Annotated in this window: 17 protein-coding genes and 3 tRNA genes; 6 read left to right on the top strand and 14 right to left on the bottom strand. The window is 60.9% G+C overall.

All coding sequences use genetic code 11. The features are described 5' to 3' along the window. Positions 1–1,172 (bottom strand): elongation factor Tu (gene tuf / locus AC04SH_RS27625; protein WP_473562770.1); only part of this gene is annotated, 1,172 nt, incomplete at its 3' end. A gap of 297 nt (positions 1,173–1,469) precedes the next feature. Here tuf and AC04SH_RS27630 point away from each other — a divergent pair. Next, positions 1,470–2,357 (top strand): DMT family transporter, encoded by an 888-nt coding sequence (locus AC04SH_RS27630; RefSeq protein ID WP_488577353.1) that lies wholly within the window; start codon positions 1,470–1,472, stop codon positions 2,355–2,357. Between the two features lie 48 nt (positions 2,358–2,405). Here the strand turns inward: AC04SH_RS27630 and AC04SH_RS27635 are convergent, their stop codons facing one another. Beyond that, the gene (locus tag AC04SH_RS27635) at positions 2,406–2,663 is read right to left on the bottom strand and encodes a GlsB/YeaQ/YmgE family stress response membrane protein (protein WP_142864859.1); all 258 of its coding nucleotides are present in this window, start codon (positions 2,661–2,663) and stop codon (positions 2,406–2,408) included. Between the two features lie 134 nt (positions 2,664–2,797). Here AC04SH_RS27635 and AC04SH_RS27640 point away from each other — a divergent pair, with 134 nt between their 5' ends. Further along, a complete protein-coding gene (locus AC04SH_RS27640; protein ID WP_488577354.1) occupies positions 2,798–3,262 on the top strand; it encodes a YidB family protein in 465 nt (154 codons plus the stop codon). A gap of 192 nt (positions 3,263–3,454) precedes the next feature. On the opposite strand, the gene AC04SH_RS27645 is transcribed toward AC04SH_RS27640, so the two are convergent. Further along, a tRNA-Gly gene (locus tag AC04SH_RS27645) sits at positions 3,455–3,528 on the bottom strand. Positions 3,529–3,555: 27 nt separating this feature from the next. After that, positions 3,556–3,640, bottom strand: a tRNA-Tyr gene (locus tag AC04SH_RS27650). A 210-nt stretch (positions 3,641–3,850) separates the two neighbouring features. Between AC04SH_RS27650 and AC04SH_RS27655 the strand changes: the two genes are divergently transcribed. Beyond that, a complete protein-coding gene (locus AC04SH_RS27655) occupies positions 3,851–4,702 on the top strand; it encodes a TrmH family RNA methyltransferase (protein WP_477238214.1) in 852 nt (283 codons plus the stop codon). Between the two features lie 30 nt (positions 4,703–4,732). Here AC04SH_RS27655 and AC04SH_RS27660 read toward each other — a convergent pair whose 3' ends face one another. Genes AC04SH_RS27660 through gcl form a run of 3 tightly spaced genes read right to left on the bottom strand, consistent with a single transcriptional unit; the run spans position 4,733 to position 8,260 of the window. Continuing rightward, positions 4,733–5,620: a 2-hydroxy-3-oxopropionate reductase gene (locus tag AC04SH_RS27660; protein WP_488577355.1), complete on the bottom strand. Its 888-nt coding sequence runs from the start codon at positions 5,618–5,620 to the stop codon at positions 4,733–4,735. A gap of 33 nt (positions 5,621–5,653) precedes the next feature. Then, complete coding sequence (otnI, locus tag AC04SH_RS27665; RefSeq protein WP_488577356.1) at positions 5,654–6,451, bottom strand: 2-oxo-tetronate isomerase; 798 nt, start codon at positions 6,449–6,451, stop codon at positions 5,654–5,656. 27 nt (positions 6,452–6,478) lie between these two features. Next, entirely contained in the window at positions 6,479–8,260 is a 1,782-nt protein-coding gene (gcl, locus tag AC04SH_RS27670; protein WP_488577357.1) for a glyoxylate carboligase, read from the bottom strand. Between the two features lie 204 nt (positions 8,261–8,464). Here gcl and bhcR point away from each other — a divergent pair, with 204 nt between their 5' ends. After that, entirely contained in the window at positions 8,465–9,286 is an 822-nt protein-coding gene (bhcR, locus tag AC04SH_RS27675; RefSeq protein WP_488577358.1) for an HTH-type transcriptional regulator BhcR, read from the top strand. 56 nt (positions 9,287–9,342) lie between these two features. On the opposite strand, the gene AC04SH_RS27680 is transcribed toward bhcR, so the two are convergent. Beyond that, the gene (locus AC04SH_RS27680) at positions 9,343–9,696 is read right to left on the bottom strand and encodes a hypothetical protein (RefSeq protein WP_488577359.1); all 354 of its coding nucleotides are present in this window, start codon (positions 9,694–9,696) and stop codon (positions 9,343–9,345) included. A gap of 88 nt (positions 9,697–9,784) precedes the next feature. Here AC04SH_RS27680 and AC04SH_RS27685 point away from each other — a divergent pair, with 88 nt between their 5' ends. After that, the gene (locus tag AC04SH_RS27685) at positions 9,785–10,240 is read left to right on the top strand and encodes a hypothetical protein (protein WP_488577360.1); all 456 of its coding nucleotides are present in this window, start codon (positions 9,785–9,787) and stop codon (positions 10,238–10,240) included. 57 nt (positions 10,241–10,297) lie between these two features. Here AC04SH_RS27685 and AC04SH_RS27690 read toward each other — a convergent pair whose 3' ends face one another. Together AC04SH_RS27690 and AC04SH_RS27695 are read right to left on the bottom strand one after the other, a co-directional pair. Continuing rightward, complete coding sequence (locus AC04SH_RS27690; RefSeq protein ID WP_488577361.1) at positions 10,298–10,606, bottom strand: BA14K family protein; 309 nt, start codon at positions 10,604–10,606, stop codon at positions 10,298–10,300. A 274-nt stretch (positions 10,607–10,880) separates the two neighbouring features. Continuing rightward, positions 10,881–11,048 (bottom strand): hypothetical protein, encoded by a 168-nt coding sequence (locus AC04SH_RS27695; protein ID WP_142864872.1) that lies wholly within the window; start codon positions 11,046–11,048, stop codon positions 10,881–10,883. Positions 11,049–11,207: 159 nt separating this feature from the next. On the opposite strand from AC04SH_RS27695, the gene AC04SH_RS27700 reads away from it, so the two are divergent. Continuing rightward, a tRNA-Thr gene (locus AC04SH_RS27700) sits at positions 11,208–11,283 on the top strand. 120 nt (positions 11,284–11,403) lie between these two features. Here the strand turns inward: AC04SH_RS27700 and AC04SH_RS27705 are convergent. From AC04SH_RS27705 to AC04SH_RS27720, 4 genes are all read right to left on the bottom strand, one after another. Next, entirely contained in the window at positions 11,404–11,973 is a 570-nt protein-coding gene (locus tag AC04SH_RS27705) for a DUF2569 family protein (protein ID WP_488577362.1), read from the bottom strand. 164 nt (positions 11,974–12,137) lie between these two features. After that, positions 12,138–12,437, bottom strand: coding sequence for a hypothetical protein (locus AC04SH_RS27710; protein ID WP_488577363.1), 300 nt, complete (start codon positions 12,435–12,437; stop codon positions 12,138–12,140). Between the two features lie 60 nt (positions 12,438–12,497). Next, positions 12,498–13,265, bottom strand: coding sequence for a hypothetical protein (locus tag AC04SH_RS27715; RefSeq protein WP_488577364.1), 768 nt, complete (start codon positions 13,263–13,265; stop codon positions 12,498–12,500). An 842-nt stretch (positions 13,266–14,107) separates the two neighbouring features. Then, positions 14,108–14,800 (bottom strand): TetR/AcrR family transcriptional regulator, encoded by a 693-nt coding sequence (locus AC04SH_RS27720; protein ID WP_488577365.1) that lies wholly within the window; start codon positions 14,798–14,800, stop codon positions 14,108–14,110. Between the last annotated feature and the right edge of the window lie 17 nt (positions 14,801–14,817).

The following is a 14,817-nucleotide window of genomic DNA, read 5'->3' on the forward strand; positions in this document are numbered from 1 at the left end:
TCTTTGATGGTGACGACGATGCCGGCACCGACGGTGCGGCCGCCTTCACGGATGGCGAAGCGCAGCTTCTCTTCCATGGCGATCGGCACGATCAGCTCGACATCGACCGTGATGTTGTCGCCGGGCATCACCATCTCGGTGCCTTCCGGCAGCGACACGATGCCGGTCACGTCGGTCGTGCGGAAGTAGAACTGCGGACGGTAGTTGGTGAAGAACGGCGTGTGACGGCCACCTTCGTCCTTGGTCAGGATGTAGGCTTCAGCCACGAACTTCTTGTGCGGCTTCACCGTGCCCGGCTTGGCCAGAACCTGGCCGCGCTCGACACCTTCACGATCAACGCCGCGCAGCAGCGCGCCGATGTTGTCGCCAGCCTGGCCCTGATCGAGCAGCTTGCGGAACATTTCAACGCCCGTGCAGGTCGTCTTGGTCGTCGGACGGATGCCGATGATTTCCAGTTCCTCGCCGACCTTGACCACGCCACGCTCGACGCGGCCGGTGACGACCGTGCCACGACCCGAGATCGAGAACACGTCTTCGATCGGCATCAGGAACGGCTTGTCCAGCGGACGAACCGGCGTCGGGATGTAGGCATCGACCTGAGCCATCAGCTCGCGGATCGCGTCTTCACCGATGGTCTTGTTCGAATCTTCCAGAGCAGCCAGCGCCGAGCCCTTGACGATCGGAATGTCGTCGCCGGGGAACTCATTCTTCGACAGAAGCTCGCGAACCTCGAGCTCGACCAGTTCGAGCAGTTCCGCGTCGTCGACCTGGTCGACCTTGTTCAGGAACACAACGATCGACGGCACGCCGACCTGACGGGCAAGCAGGATGTGCTCGCGGGTCTGCGGCATCGGGCCGTCGGCAGCCGAAACCACCAGGATCGCGCCGTCCATCTGCGCGGCACCGGTGATCATGTTCTTCACATAGTCGGCGTGGCCGGGGCAGTCGACGTGGGCGTAGTGGCGGTTGGCCGTCTCGTATTCGACGTGAGCCGTCGAGATGGTGATGCCGCGAGCCTTCTCTTCGGGCGCCGCATCGATCTGGTCGTAGCGCTTGTATTCGCCAAAATACTTCGTGATCGCCGCCGTCAGCGACGTCTTGCCATGGTCAACGTGACCAATCGTGCCGATGTTCACATGAGGCTTAGTGCGCTCGAATTTACCTTTTGCCATAGTCTCTTTCCTTGGACGGCCTTGACCTTCAGTTCAGTCGAATGCGGGGCGATTAGCGACTACGGCCGAAAAACACAAGTGCCTTGTGGCCGGGTGCGCTGTCCACTCGGTCCTAACCGATGATCCGATTGCGGGGGTATGGCGCTGACATAGGAATGCGCGACGGGAAATGAAATGGGGGCGCCGGCTTCAGCGCGTGTCCTGCAACTCCCGGCTATGTCCTGGCTCTTCCTTGCTGGATTGGCAGCCCGCGCCTGGCCCATTGCCGCTGCGCCGCCGGTCTGATTTGCTCGTCCGATGCATTTCATCCCGACATCCATACGCGGCCCGCTGTTCATGATCGTTTCGACGGGGTCCTACCTCGTCAACGACACGATGATGAAGCTCGCTACCGCGGGCTTACCGTCCTATGAAGTGCTGTTCCTGCGCGGGGTCGCGGCCACGCTGTGGGGCATGCCGGTGTTGTATCTGCTCGGCTATCGTAAACAGATCCCGCTGATCTTCGACGGGCGCGTGCTGCGCCGCAACCTGCTCGAGCTGGCGGCGATCCTTTGCTACGTGGTGGCGCTGGCCAACATGCAGATCGCCGATTCAACCGCGCTCGGGCAGATCACCCCGCTCCTGATGCTGGTCGGCTCCTCCATTCTGTTCGGCGAGCGGATCGGCGGCGTGCGCACGGCGCTGATCGGGCTCGGCTTCGTCGGCGCGGTCATGGTGGCGCAGCCGACCATGGAGGGCATCTCGGTCTATGCCTTGCTGGCGCTCGGCAACGCTGCCCTGTCGGCCGCGCGCGATCTCGCCGGCAGGAGGGTCCCGGCCGAGGTGCCGGGCATGATCGTCGCCATTTCCGCCGTCGTAGTGGTGCTGATCGGCGCGGGTGCCGCACATCTGGTTTCCGAGCGCTGGGTCATGCCGGAAGCCCGTCACCTGCTTTTGATGGCCGGCGCCGGGTTCTTCCTGATCTTCGGCCATTTCTTCATCTTCATGGCCTATCGCGTCGGGCCGACCGGCGTCGTGGCGCCGTTCTACTACTGCTTCACCGTCTGGGCAGTCATTTCAGGCGTGCTGGTGTTCGGGCAGTTCCCGAATGCGCTGGCCGTGTGCGGCATCCTGCTGGTGGTCGCGAGCGGACTGACGATCGTGTCGCTGGATGAACGCAAGCGCAGGCTGACCGTCGTCGCCTAGCCTTCACGGCAACGTATCGGCAGCCAGCCAGTTCGGCAGAACTGGCGCTTAGAGCGCCCGCCTGCCGCTGATCTGATGATAGGCCCACAGCACGACCACCGCGCCGATCACGGCGACGATCAGGCTCCAGATGTTGAGGCCGGTCACACCCGAAGCGCCGAAGGCGCTGAAGATCACGCCGCCGACAATGGCGCCGACAATGCCGAGCACGATATCCATGATCAGGCCCTGGCCGGTCTTGTTGACGATCTTGCTGCCGATGAAGCCGGCGATGACGCCGAGGATGATCCAGCTGATGATGCCCATTTTTCCTCTCCATTCCCCCCGCTGGCCGATCATGGTCACATGATTGTCAAAAGCTCAAGCCAACTTGAAATTCGGCCTGCGCGCTCCATTCTAGCCAATGGGACGGGGCTTGGTCGCTATGGAGGATTGGACCTATGGGACTTTTTGACAACGCCGTACCCGGCGGCAACATCACCAAACCGCTGATGATCGCGCTCGGCGCGCTGCTGGTCGGAAAGATGCTGAGCGGCAGAAGTGCCGAACAGGCGGACAAGCCCGCCGCCCAGCCTCAAACGCCCGCCCCCATCGGGACCACGGCTTCCGGCGATGGCGGCCTGCTCGGCGGACTGGGCGGGCTGCTCGACAAGTTGAAGGATGCCGGCCACGGCAATGTCGCCGATTCATGGGTCGGCACCGGGCAGAACCAGCCGATCAACGCCAATGATCTTGGCAGGGCAATCGGCCCGCAGGTCATCCGCGAGATTGCCCAAAGGACCGGGCTCGACGAACAGGAGCTGCTCAAGCAGTTGTCCACCGCCCTGCCCGGCATCGTCGACAAGCTGACGCCGAACGGCCAGGTGCCGCAACAGCACCAGGTTGCGTCGGCTTTCAACAGCTAGGGCGCCGCTTTCGCTCCAGCATTTTCAGCCAAGACGTCCCGGCACCGCCTTGCGGCTGTCGGGCGTCGCTTCGACCAGCGCCGCGAACTGCCTGGCGGTCGATGGATCGACCGGCGTGTAGCCGGGAACCGAAAAGTCCCGACGGCAACGTCGTCGAAATATTCGCTGAAATCTGATGCGAATTGGGAAGTTTGGAGCGGGTAGCGGGAATCGAACCCGCATATTCAGCTTGGAAGGCTGCTGCTCTACCACTGAGCTATACCCGCTTCGCTTCAGGGCTGACGGGCTGGCAGTGGTGGAGAGGGTTGGATTCGAACCAACGTAGGCTAAGCCAACGGATTTACAGTCCGTCCCCTTTAACCACTCGGGCACCTCTCCAGCCTGCCGTCGAAGCCTTGCAACGAGGCATTCTCGCCGATCCGGTCGAAACCAAGGTTTTGTCCGAAATCAGCGAAGCGCCTTATGGCGGCAAGGCCAGTGGGTGTCAACCGCACGTCTGGGCAAAATGCGCTGATTTTGACAGCCCGCCCGGCAAGCCGGCTTTCTGCCTGTATCCATGCCCTTGCGACACGGCTATAGAAGCCGGCCATGAGCAACGACAACACGCCCAAGACCGCCAAAGATACCCATTACGCGAAGCTGCGCCGCGCCCACCGCGACGAGAAGGCCGGCGGTGCGCCCGCCTTCCGGCCGCGCCAGCCGGTGCCGCCGGGCGAGAACGCCGCCGACGGACTGGTGCGACTCTATGGCCTGCACACGGTGCGGGCCGCGCTCGACAATCCGCGGCGCAAGATCAAAAAAATGCTGGTGACTCGCAACGCCGCCGAGCGGCTTGCGATTGCCGACCTCGCCGCTCTGCCGTTCAAGGCGGAGCTGGTCGAGCCCAGGGACATCGACAAGGTCACCGGTTCGGACGCCGTCCATCAAGGCGTGCTGATCGAAGCCGAGCCGCTGAAGCCCAAGCGCCTCGACGCGCTCGGCGACACGAAACTGGTGCTGGTGCTTGACCAGGTCACCGACCCGCACAATGTCGGCGCCATCCTGCGCTCGGCGGTCGCCTTCGGCGCTGGCGCGCTGATCACCACCGCCCGGCACAGCCCGCAGGAATCCGGCGTGCTGGCCAAATCGGCCTCCGGCGCGCTTGAGCATATCGACCAGATCGAGGTGAAGAATCTGGCCGACGCGCTGGGACAGCTGCACGAAGCCGGCTTCCAGACCATCGGCCTCGATTCGGACGGTCCGGCGGAGCTCGAAACCAGTTTTTCAGGCGAGAAGATCGCACTGGTGCTGGGCGCTGAAGGCAAAGGCCTGCGCCAGAAGACGCGCGAGACGGTGACGACCCTCGCCCGCCTCGACATGCCCGGTGCGATTCGTTCGCTCAACGTGTCGAACGCGGCGGCGGTGAGCCTTTATGCGGCGCGGAAATTCCTGGGAAAGTGAATGGTGAATGGTTGAGCGGCTTGCCATTCACTATTCACCCACTTCATGTCCTGCCATCCGCTCCAGCGCGCGAACCAGCGCTGAATGATCCTCCTTCGCCCCGCCATTAGCCGCACATGAGTTGAACAGCTGCTGCGTGGTCGAGGTGTTGGGCAGCGAAACACCAAGCGCCTTGGCACCTTCCAGCGCCAGATTAAGGTCCTTCTGGTGCAGTTCGATGCGAAAGCCCGGCGCGAAGGTGCGCTTGACCATGCGCTCGCCATGCACTTCGAGGATGCGCGATGCCGCCAGTCCGCCCATCAGCGCCTGCCTGACCTTGGCCGGATCGGCGCCGGCTTTTGAGGCAAAGACCAGCGCCTCGGCGACGGCTTCGATGGTCAGCGCAACGACGATCTGGTTGGCGACCTTGGTGGTCTGGCCGACGCCGTTCGGACCGACCAGCGTGATGTTCTTGCCCATCTTTTCAAAGATAGGTCTGGCGCGCTCGAACGCCTTGTCCTCGCCGCCGACCATGATGGTCAGCGACGCCGCCTTGGCGCCGACCTCGCCGCCCGACACCGGCGCATCGAGATAGTCGCAGCCGAGGTCGTTGATCTTTTTGGCAAAGGTCCTGGTCTCGATCGGCGAGATCGAGCTCATGTCGATGACCAGCTTGCCCTTGCTGAGGCCGGCGGCGACGCCATTGTCGCCGAACAGAACCTCTGCGACTTGAGGCGTGTCAGGCACCATCGTGATGATGATATCAGCCGCCTTCGCCACGGCGGCATGGCCGGTGACTGACTTCAGCCCCTTGGCGACAAGATCGGCCGGCGGCTTCGAGCGGTGGCCGCTAGCGACGACGGTATAGCCGGCATCGAGCAGATGCCCCGCCATCGGCGCGCCCATGATGCCGAGGCCGATGAAGCCGATGGTTTCCATTGTTGTTCTCCAAATGACTGCGTGAAACGCGGCCTAAGCCGCGGCGCTCCCCTGCCCGGCGAACGCCCGGAACCACCCCAGCCCAGCCTCCGTCCCCACCTTCGGCTTGTATTCCGCCCCAACCCAGCCGGAATAACCAATCCTGTCGATGTGCTCGTAGAGGAAGGGATAATTGATCTCGCCCGTCCCCGGCTCGTGACGGCCGGGATTGTCCGCAAGCTGGATATGCGCGATGCGGCCAAGGTTGGCCTCGATGGTACGGGCGAGATCCCCCTCCATGATCTGCATGTGGTAGATGTCGTATTGCAAATAGAGGTTCTTCGAGCCGACGCGGTCGATCAGCGGCAGCGCCTGGTCCGAATAGTTGAGGAAGAACCCCGGAATGTCGCGCGTGTTGATCGGCTCGATCAGCAGCCTGATGCCGGCCTGCTCCAGTTTCTCCGCCGCAAACGCCAGGTTCTCGGCAAAGGTATTTTCCAGCACCGAGCGATCCACGCCCTGCGGCGCGATGCCGGCGAGGCAATTGACCTGCTCGCAGCCTAGTGCGTGGGCGTAAGAGATCGCCTTGGCGATGCCTTGCCGGAATTCCGGCACGCGGTCGGGCAAAACGGCAATGCCGCGCTCGCCCTTGCCCCAGTCGCCGACCGGCAGGTTGAACAGCACCTGTGTCAGCCCGTTCTTTTTCAGCCGCGCCGCGACCACGTCAGGCGCATGATCATACGGGCCGATATATTCGACGCCCTTGAAGCCGGCGCGGGCGGCGGCGTCAAAACGATCCAGGAATTCATGCTCGCCAAACAGCATCGACAGATTGGCAGAAAAACGCGGCATTCTTTTTCTCCTTCTTGCCGCCAAAGCTTAGTCCAGGAGGACGATGGCCGTCGGCGCATCCTCATGGCTTTCGGCAAGGTCCTCGAATTCGGTGATCTTGTCGATTTCCGTGCCCATGGAAATGTTGGTGACGCGTTCGAGGATGAATTCGAGCACCACGGGCACCTGATGCTCCTTCATCAGCCGCTGCGCTTCCTTGAAGGCGCCGGCGAACTCTTCCGGCTTGCGCACCCGCACCGCCTTGCAGCCCATCGCTTCGGCGACGGCGACATGGTCAACGCCATAGCCGGCCTCGGGATCGTTGGTACGGTTGACGTTCTCGAAGGCCAGACTGACCTCGAAATCCATCGAAAAACCGCGCTGCGCCTGGCGTATCAGGCCGAGATAGGCATTGTTCACGACGACGTGGATGTAAGGCAATTTGTGCTGCGCGCCGACAGCCAACTCCTCGATCATGAACTGGAAATCATAGTCGCCCGACAGCGCCACGATGGTGCGATCCGGATCGGCGGCGCGCACGCCAAGCGCTGCCGGCAGCGTCCAGCCGAGCGGGCCGGCCTGGCCGCAATTGATCCAGTTGCGCGGCTTGTAGACATGCAGGAATTGCGCCCCGGCGATCTGCGACAGGCCGATCGTGGTGACATAGGTGGTGTCGCGGCCGAAGGCCTTGTTCATCTCCTCGTAGACGCGCTGCGGCTTCAGCGGCACCTGGTCGAAATGCGTCTTGCGCTTCATCGTTTTCTTGCGGCCCTGGCATTCCTTCGCCCAGCCCGACCAGTCGCGCAGCTTGCCCGCCGTCTTCCATTCGGTGGCGACGTCGAGCAGCATCTTCAGCGCCGCACCTGCATCCGAGACGACGCCGAGATCCGGCGCGAAGACGCGTCCGATCTGCGTCGGCTCGATGTCGACATGGATGAATTTCTTGCCCTTGGTGTAGACATCGACCGAACCGGTGTGGCGGTTGGCCCAGCGGTTGCCGATACCGAAGACGAAATCGGCTTCCAGCATCGTCGCATTGCCGTAGCGGTGCGAGGTCTGCAGCCCGCACATCCCCGCCATCAGTCGGTGGTCGTCGGGGATCGCTCCCCAACCCATCAGCGTCGGGATGACCGGCACGCCTGTGATCTCGGCGAATTCGATCAGGAGATCCGACGCATCGGCATTGATGATGCCGCCGCCAGCGACGATCAAAGGCTTGTCCGCCGCGTTGAGCATTGCCAGCGCCTTTTCGGCCTGGGCGCGCGACATGGCCGGCTTGAACGGGACGAGCGGCTCATAAGCGTCGATGTCGAACTCGATCTCGGCCAGTTGCACATCGACCGGCAGGTCGATCAGCACCGGACCCGGCCGCGACGAGCGCATCAAATGAAACGCCTTCTGCAACGCCATCGGCACCAGATAAGGCTCCATGACCGTAACCGCCCATTTGGCGACGGGCGCTGCGATGGCGGCGATGTCGACGGCCTGAAAATCCTCCTTGTTCAGCCGTGCCCGCGGCGCCTGGCCGGTGATGCACAGGATCGGAATGGAATCTGCCGCCGCCGAATAGAGCCCGGTGATCATATCGGTGCCGGCCGGACCTGATGTGCCGATGCACAGGCCGATATTGCCGGCCTTGGCCCGCGTGTAGCCTTCAGCCATATGCGACGCCGCCTCGACATGGCGCGCCAGTATGTGACGGATCGAGCCCCGCGCCTTCAGCGCCGAATAGAATGGATTGATCGCTGCCCCCGGCACGCCGAAGCCGCAGGAAATGCCTTCCTTTTCGAGAACGAGAACCGCTGCATCGACAGCGCGCATCCTGGCCATGTCCAGCCTCCGCAAGATTGTTGGTTGGCTGACAATGCCAGCGCCTCATTCATTTTTCAATTTTTTCAGAATATTTTTTCATTTCGAGAAAACGGCTTCTATCGACTGATTTTACTGGATTTTTCGTTTTCCACGAATCCGGCTCGAAAAATAAGTGAAAAACTTTTTCATTGTGCTTTTGGAGAAATCGGCGACAATGCCGCCATGGAGACCAGCGAAAAACGCCAGCGCGGCCGTCCCCGCGCCTTCAACGGCCCGGCCGAGGCCGGTTCGGTGCAGTCGCTCGACCGCGCCTTGCGCATCCTGGCCATCGTTGCCGAAGGCAGCGGCCTGTCGCTGAGCGAGATTTCGGCGCGCAGCGAACTTGCCGCGTCCACCGCCTACCGCATGCTGACGACGCTACAGAACCACGGCATGGTCGAATTCGATACGTCGGACCAGCTATGGTCGATCGGCGTCGAGACCTACCGCATGGGCGCGGCCTTCCTGCGCCGGCGCAAACTGGTCGACCGTGCGCGCGTCGTCATGCAGGAGCTGATGGAAAAGACCGGTGAAACCGCCAATCTCGGCGTCGCCGAGGACGATTGCGTCGTTTTCGTCAGCCAGGTCGAGACGCATCAGGCGATCCGCGCCTTCTTCCGCCCGGGCACGCGCAGCTCCTTCCATGCCTCGGGCATCGGCAAGGCGGTGTTGGCGCAGCTCGAGCCGGAACGCGTCGCCGCCATCCTGCGCAAGTCGGGCCTGCAGCGCTTCACCGACAAGACGCTGTCGGACATTTCGGCGCTCGCCCATGATCTGGCTGTCATCAAGCATCGCGGCTGGTCGGTCGACGACGAGGAACGCCATCCCGGCATGCGCTGCGTGGCGGCCGCCATCTTCAACGAGTTCGGCGAGCCGATCGGCGGTGTTTCGGTCTCCGGGCCGACAGTGCGGGTGACACCGGAGCGGCTGGACGAGATCGGGCCGCTGGTGCGCGATGCCGCAGCAGAAGTGACCAAGATGATCGGCGGACATAAGTCAGGCTGATCAGCCGAATTTTCAGGCTGCGCGCGACCCGAGAGATCGGCCCTCGTCTCTCGGCGTCATGCGCCCGGCAACGCGCTCCGTACCGAAATCTCGAAGAAATCGAGCAGGATCGCCCCGCCGACGCCGCAGGCAGTGAAGATGAGACCGGTGATGAAGATGCGGTTGGCGCGCTCAAAAATGCGTCGTTGCAGCGACGCGATGTCGAGCAATATGGCAAGCGCCCGCATCTGCAAGGCGATGCCGATCAGGATCGGCACGACCGCGACCAGGTGGTAGGCCCGCCACGGAATGGGATTGGCGGCCCAGTGGGTGATGAAACCCAGCGAAAAGGCGAGCAGGAGCCCGACGGTGGTGACGGTGCCGTTGCGAAAAGCCGTTTCGACCAGATCTTCCTTCGGGTCCTCGTCCAAGCCACCCTCCCCTCAATTGGCGCTCGGGTGGCAGACTAGACTTTCGCAAAATCGCTGTACATCGCCGACCACATGGACGTTGCCCGTCTTGCCGCGGCTTTCGCAGGCATGCAAAAGGGCGAGCATGTGGAAAACGATCCAGCTTTTGCTCTTCGCTTGCCTTTGCGGTTGCGTGGCGACAACACCGCCGCCACCTGAACCCGCCGCGAGCCAGCGCGCCGATCCGATTGCGGTCTCGCTCGCCCTGGAGGAGACCATCACCATTGGCGTGCGCCAGCACTTGAAAAATCCTGTCGCGGCGAGGTTCGGACCCATACTTGCCGGCGAGCGCAGGAGGAATGGCCGCAAAGAGATCGTGATATGCGGCTCTGTCGATGACAGGAACGCTGCCGGCGGCTCTGCTGACTATGAGCCTTTCCTTGGCAAGATCTACCCGGATGCCGACGACAGCTTCGAACTCACCGCGATGGGCAACACGCATCAGGGCGCGATTGCGGATGCCTGCCGCGCAGCAGGCTTGCCGATCGACACGCAGAAATCCTAGCGCGAATAATGAAAAAGGGGCTGTGGAGCCCCTTCTTCATTGCCTGAAACCGACCTGTTAAAGGCGGCAGTAGTGGCGATAGCCGTCGTAGCCGACGTAGGTGTCGGAGTACGGATCGTAGCTGGCGTAGCGATTGGCGCAGCGGCGGACGTGCCAGGAGCCACCCTCGTCGTCGACATAGACGGTGCGCGGCTGCTGGTTGAGCAGGCTGCCGAGGACGAAGCCGCCAACGCCGGCGGCGATGCCGATGCCGATTTCGCGGTTGTGGTGGTGGCTGTGAGCGGACGAAGGCTGGACGGTGCCGGCCAGCGAAGCGGCGGCAACAGTGGAGGCGATGAGGGCCGAAGCGATTTTGCGCGTGAACATGATGATCTCCTTGTTTCGTTGCTAGAGGCGATCCATCCGCCTCTTGATCATCTGTCGTTGCGGCGCCGAAAAAGGTTCGAAGCGGTTTTTGATTTTTTTCGGGCCGGCAAAACCCTGCTGCGGCAAGGGTCTCGTCGCCTCGGTGGATCTTCGCGCCACAGCGAAGGGTTGGAGGGTTGCAAAGCGAATAGCGAGTAGTGAGTAGCGAGTAGCGAAATGGCGTTCGGGAGCTAAAGCTTCCCTATTCGCTACTCCCTATTCGCTATTCGCTCCCCTACCCCATCCCCGTGACATGCCGCAGCCAGAACGCCATCGCGATGAAACCGACGATGGTGGCAATACCGGTCCAGTCGATGTTGGCGCTTTTCACATCCTTGATGAGCTTCACCACGAGAAACCAGGCGATGACGACGAGCGGGAGAATGATGACGAGTCTGATCATGCGAGCCCCCCTAACCAGGCGATTGCACCTCAACAATATGTAGGAAAGGAATTGGCGGTTTTCAGCATGGCGGCGCCAGCAGGCCCGGCGGGTCCATTAGCAATCGAAAACGGAGTTTTGTCTTTACTGGCGCACCAAATATGCTAACCGGAGCGCCGTGCCCTTGTAGCTCAGCTGGTAGAGCAGCGGTTTTGTAAACCGAAGGTCGGCGGTTCGATTCCGTCCGGGGGCACCACCCTTCGCTCTTCGAGCTTCGGGTGGCAAGCCACCTGAAGCTCGTTAGACGAAGGAGTGTCCTCCGAAGCCTTGGCGTAGGAGGACTGCTGACGGCCAAGCGAAAAACCGAACCCCCGCCTTACTGAAAGGCAGTCGCGATCTGCGCACTTGCCGCAGCCCTGTCGAACGTGTTTCTGACCCTGACGGAGTTGTAGAGATAGGCAACCCAAATTCCTGACACTACGAAGGAAACAATGGGCTTGACCAGCGCATCTCCGGCAAGGATCTGGCTTACCGGAACGTGAATAAGAGCGGAGACCCAAACAACGTCGACTACGAACACGACCGGGATTGCAATCCACTGGAGCAGAAACAGCCTCTTGAAACGGGGACTGCGCCGAAACATAGCAATGGTAACAACCAGCTGAAGCACCAGAAATGCCAGCAACAACACGACCTCGCCATAGGTCGTTAACGGACCGTAGGGAAGCGTCATCAGCTGCTTGTAACCTTCGATCGATGCAGCGAATTCGCCCAGTGTGCGCAATGACGACACGGTCTGACCGAGTGCGAGCAGCAAAAGCCACCCCCCAAACCCCACCAGATCGCTCTTATCCTGTGAAGGTTTGCGTGCTGACCGGACAGCGAAGAAGACGGGCACGCCGATCAGAAGCAGCAAGATCGCCCAATGCCAAATTGAAAACTGCATCCATACCCCTCCCACTAATGCTCTTTTAAGTTGTATATTGTTTTATGATACAACTCAACAGGGTCCTCTGGAAATCGATTGTACGACACCCAAGGCAAGCCGATCGACGGGTATCTGGTGCAATGCGCCAAGCTCGCCGGCACCTATGGCAGTGTCCGAGCGGATCAACGCAACAACTCAACATGCCGCGGAAACGCCTGATGCAGCAGGAGGAGCATGGTCTTGCGCAGCACGTCGGTGTCACGGCTGGATGGGTTGAGATGATCCCAGTACCAGGCGCCGTGAACCGGATAGTTCAGGCTCTCTGACAGCGTGTCTATGTCGACGCCGGTATAACCGCCACTGCGCGAAATCTCGATCAGCAGCTCTCGCGCTTCGGCGGTGTAGGCGAGATCGCTGGGCAGGCCGATTTCATTGTAGATCCGCATGCTCTTGCGGTCGCTGGAGAACACGACGAACACCAAGACGCCTGCCGGCGGCCTGAAGAATATCCTCAGCCACGATATCGACGGGCAGCTGCAGTTCTATCGGCGTTGGGCGTTAGGTTTCCGCAGCTTTGCACCATCAGAACCCATCGCGCCAATCTCCCTTGCAACTCGAGCTACACTTTCCTGCAGACCGCCTTCCTCCGACGTATCGATGCTTAATACGAACCTGCCGCTGCCGAGAAGGATGCTTTTTACGTGGTCGATTATTGGGATCGATTGCAGGTTGGTTCTGCAATCCGCCTCGAACATGCGCTCCAAATAGGTCTGCCGAAGGAGCCGAGCACTCAGGCGCTGTGACAGCAATGGCTCGGCCGCGCTGGTGGCTATGGCGAGATGCGATGATGGGATCAGTTCCAAAGCAGATTTAAGTTTCTCTATGTCCGAAACGCCGCTGAACACGCCTAATGAAACGACAAGCTGGATAAAACCTTGGTCGAAGATCACAATCTGACGAGCGTCGTACGGTTGATGCCAAACGTGGGAGAGAGCCATGAGATACTGACTGAACCTGATCAGCCAGATCGGATTTCTCGGCGTCAGAATCCTTATCAGCTTGCCGGCCAGTCTGAACCCTTCGGCGTTGTCGATAGGGTGACAAGCAAAGGCGGCAGTTCTGATCGTTGATATGGCAAGACGGTGTAGTGCATAGCGGAACCCACCAGGGTCTAGCGGTGAGCGATGGACACCGGGTTCATATGAAAGCACTACCTTGGCGTCGTAGCCTTGTGCTTGCAGATGACGTTGAAGCGCATGAGCGAAAGTGGTCTTACCTGAGCCGGCCGGACCAAATAGCTCGATGATCACTTTTCGGCCCTCGAAGGCGCTTGAAATTGGCAACCGCTGTAAACCAGGAGCCCCTCCTGGATGATCGGAAGGCCAATAACGGCACTCACGCATGCGTCTGCATTGGCGGTTCTTTTTACTCTCCAAAGCGGCCGCCAAGAAAGCGTCTGTTGCCCGTCTGGGCCCAATGCGTATGCGAGTCAGACTTTGGTCCCTCAAGGGAGTGCGGGACGAAGAAATGGCGTGGGGATCTAATACCTTCTTTTCGATTTCCGACTTTGGTCTGTTGCACAGTAAGCCCAAAGCCCCCGGCAGGAACCATTGCTTAGCATGGAAGTTCAAGTCACACTTGGTGGCTCAGCTGAAGACCGCCACCGTTCAATTTCGGTGCATTGCTGGGGGAGTGGCTCCATGCCCATTTCAGAAAAAATGATGGACGAGTACCTAAAATTTGAATGCCCCAACTGTTCCCATGTAATCGTAAAAAGGGGCTCGTGGGTGAAGGTTATATCTGCCTTCAACTGCGATCACTGCGACGCGAGGATCAGGATCGGTTATATGACCAAGCTCGCGCTTTTCGATCAAAAAATGCAGAGCATGCGCCTATCATAATCCAACGTGTCTCTGAGCGAGGGAAACTTCCAGGCGGCCCGACAGATCATTGGGGTGAATCCGTGAACTGTCGGGCCTGACCGGCCCGAGGGCTTGGGAGCCAGGCCGGCTGATCAAATCGTATATATTAGGGACTGCTTAAAAAAGCCCTCATTGACGATTTCCCCAACTGAGGGTGGCACCTCGAAATAACAAATGGCGAGGGTACGTTTGAGCGCATGCTTGATGCTCGGAACGTCCTGATCGGGAGCCTAGCGCATCGACTCAAAATGCCGCGGAAATGCCTGGTGCAGCAGGAGTAGCATGGTCTTGCGCAGCACGTCGGTGTCACGGCTGGACGGGTTGAGATGATCCCAATACCAGGCGCCGTGAACCAGATAGTTCAGGCTCTCCGATAACGTGTCGATGTCGACGCCGGTGTAGCCGCCGTCACGGGCGATTTCTATCAGCAGATCGCGGGCTTCGGCGGTGTAGGCGAGATCGCTGGGCAGGCCGATTTCGTTGTAGATCTGCATGCTTTTGCGGTCGCTGGAAAACACGACGAAGACCGACACCCATTTCGGATGCAGCCGGGCAAAGCGCTGCGCGCAATCGACCGCGCCCAGCGCCCTCTCGACAGGCGACAGGCCGGGCGCCCGCACCAGCGTCACCCACAGCGCGTCATACTGATCGCTGAGATACTGCAGAACGGCCCGGAACAGGTTCTCCTTGCTGCGAAAATGAAAGACCACCAGCGCGTTGGACGAGCCGACATGCTCGGCGATGCGCTGCATTGTGACGCTAGCCAAGCCCTCCTCCGCGATGAGCTCGATGGTGGCGTCGATGATGCGCTGGATGCTCGCTTCGCCGCGCTCGCGCCGGCGGTCCTTGGGCGCGGCGTCGTTCGCTGCACCCTTGGTCGCCTTGTCTTTTCCCGCCTCAGCGGTGGCTTTGCGTTGCGCCATTGTCGTCAAGCCTTTCC

The sequence above is a fragment of the Mesorhizobium sp. CNPSo 4688 genome (genome assembly GCF_057784295.1).

What these genes read in the sequence shown, in the direction of transcription:
- AC04SH_RS27630 (WP_488577353.1), top strand. Translation starts at nt 1,470, where the DNA reads ATGCATTTCATCCCGACATCCATACGCGGCCCGCTGTTCATGATCGTT.
- AC04SH_RS27635 (WP_142864859.1), bottom strand. Translation starts at nt 2,663, where the DNA reads ATGGGCATCATCAGCTGGATCATCCTCGGCGTCATCGCCGGCTTCATC.
- AC04SH_RS27640 (WP_488577354.1), top strand. Translation starts at nt 2,798, where the DNA reads ATGGGACTTTTTGACAACGCCGTACCCGGCGGCAACATCACCAAACCG.
- AC04SH_RS27655 (WP_477238214.1), top strand. Translation starts at nt 3,851, where the DNA reads ATGAGCAACGACAACACGCCCAAGACCGCCAAAGATACCCATTACGCG.
- AC04SH_RS27660 (WP_488577355.1), bottom strand. Translation starts at nt 5,620, where the DNA reads ATGGAAACCATCGGCTTCATCGGCCTCGGCATCATGGGCGCGCCGATG.
- otnI (WP_488577356.1), bottom strand. Translation starts at nt 6,451, where the DNA reads ATGCCGCGTTTTTCTGCCAATCTGTCGATGCTGTTTGGCGAGCATGAA.
- gcl (WP_488577357.1), bottom strand. Translation starts at nt 8,260, where the DNA reads ATGGCCAGGATGCGCGCTGTCGATGCAGCGGTTCTCGTTCTCGAAAAG.
- bhcR (WP_488577358.1), top strand. Translation starts at nt 8,465, where the DNA reads ATGGAGACCAGCGAAAAACGCCAGCGCGGCCGTCCCCGCGCCTTCAAC.
- AC04SH_RS27690 (WP_488577361.1), bottom strand. Translation starts at nt 10,606, where the DNA reads ATGTTCACGCGCAAAATCGCTTCGGCCCTCATCGCCTCCACTGTTGCC.
- AC04SH_RS27695 (WP_142864872.1), bottom strand. Translation starts at nt 11,048, where the DNA reads ATGATCAGACTCGTCATCATTCTCCCGCTCGTCGTCATCGCCTGGTTT.
- AC04SH_RS27705 (WP_488577362.1), bottom strand. Translation starts at nt 11,973, where the DNA reads ATGCAGTTTTCAATTTGGCATTGGGCGATCTTGCTGCTTCTGATCGGC.
- AC04SH_RS27720 (WP_488577365.1), bottom strand. Translation starts at nt 14,800, where the DNA reads ATGGCGCAACGCAAAGCCACCGCTGAGGCGGGAAAAGACAAGGCGACC.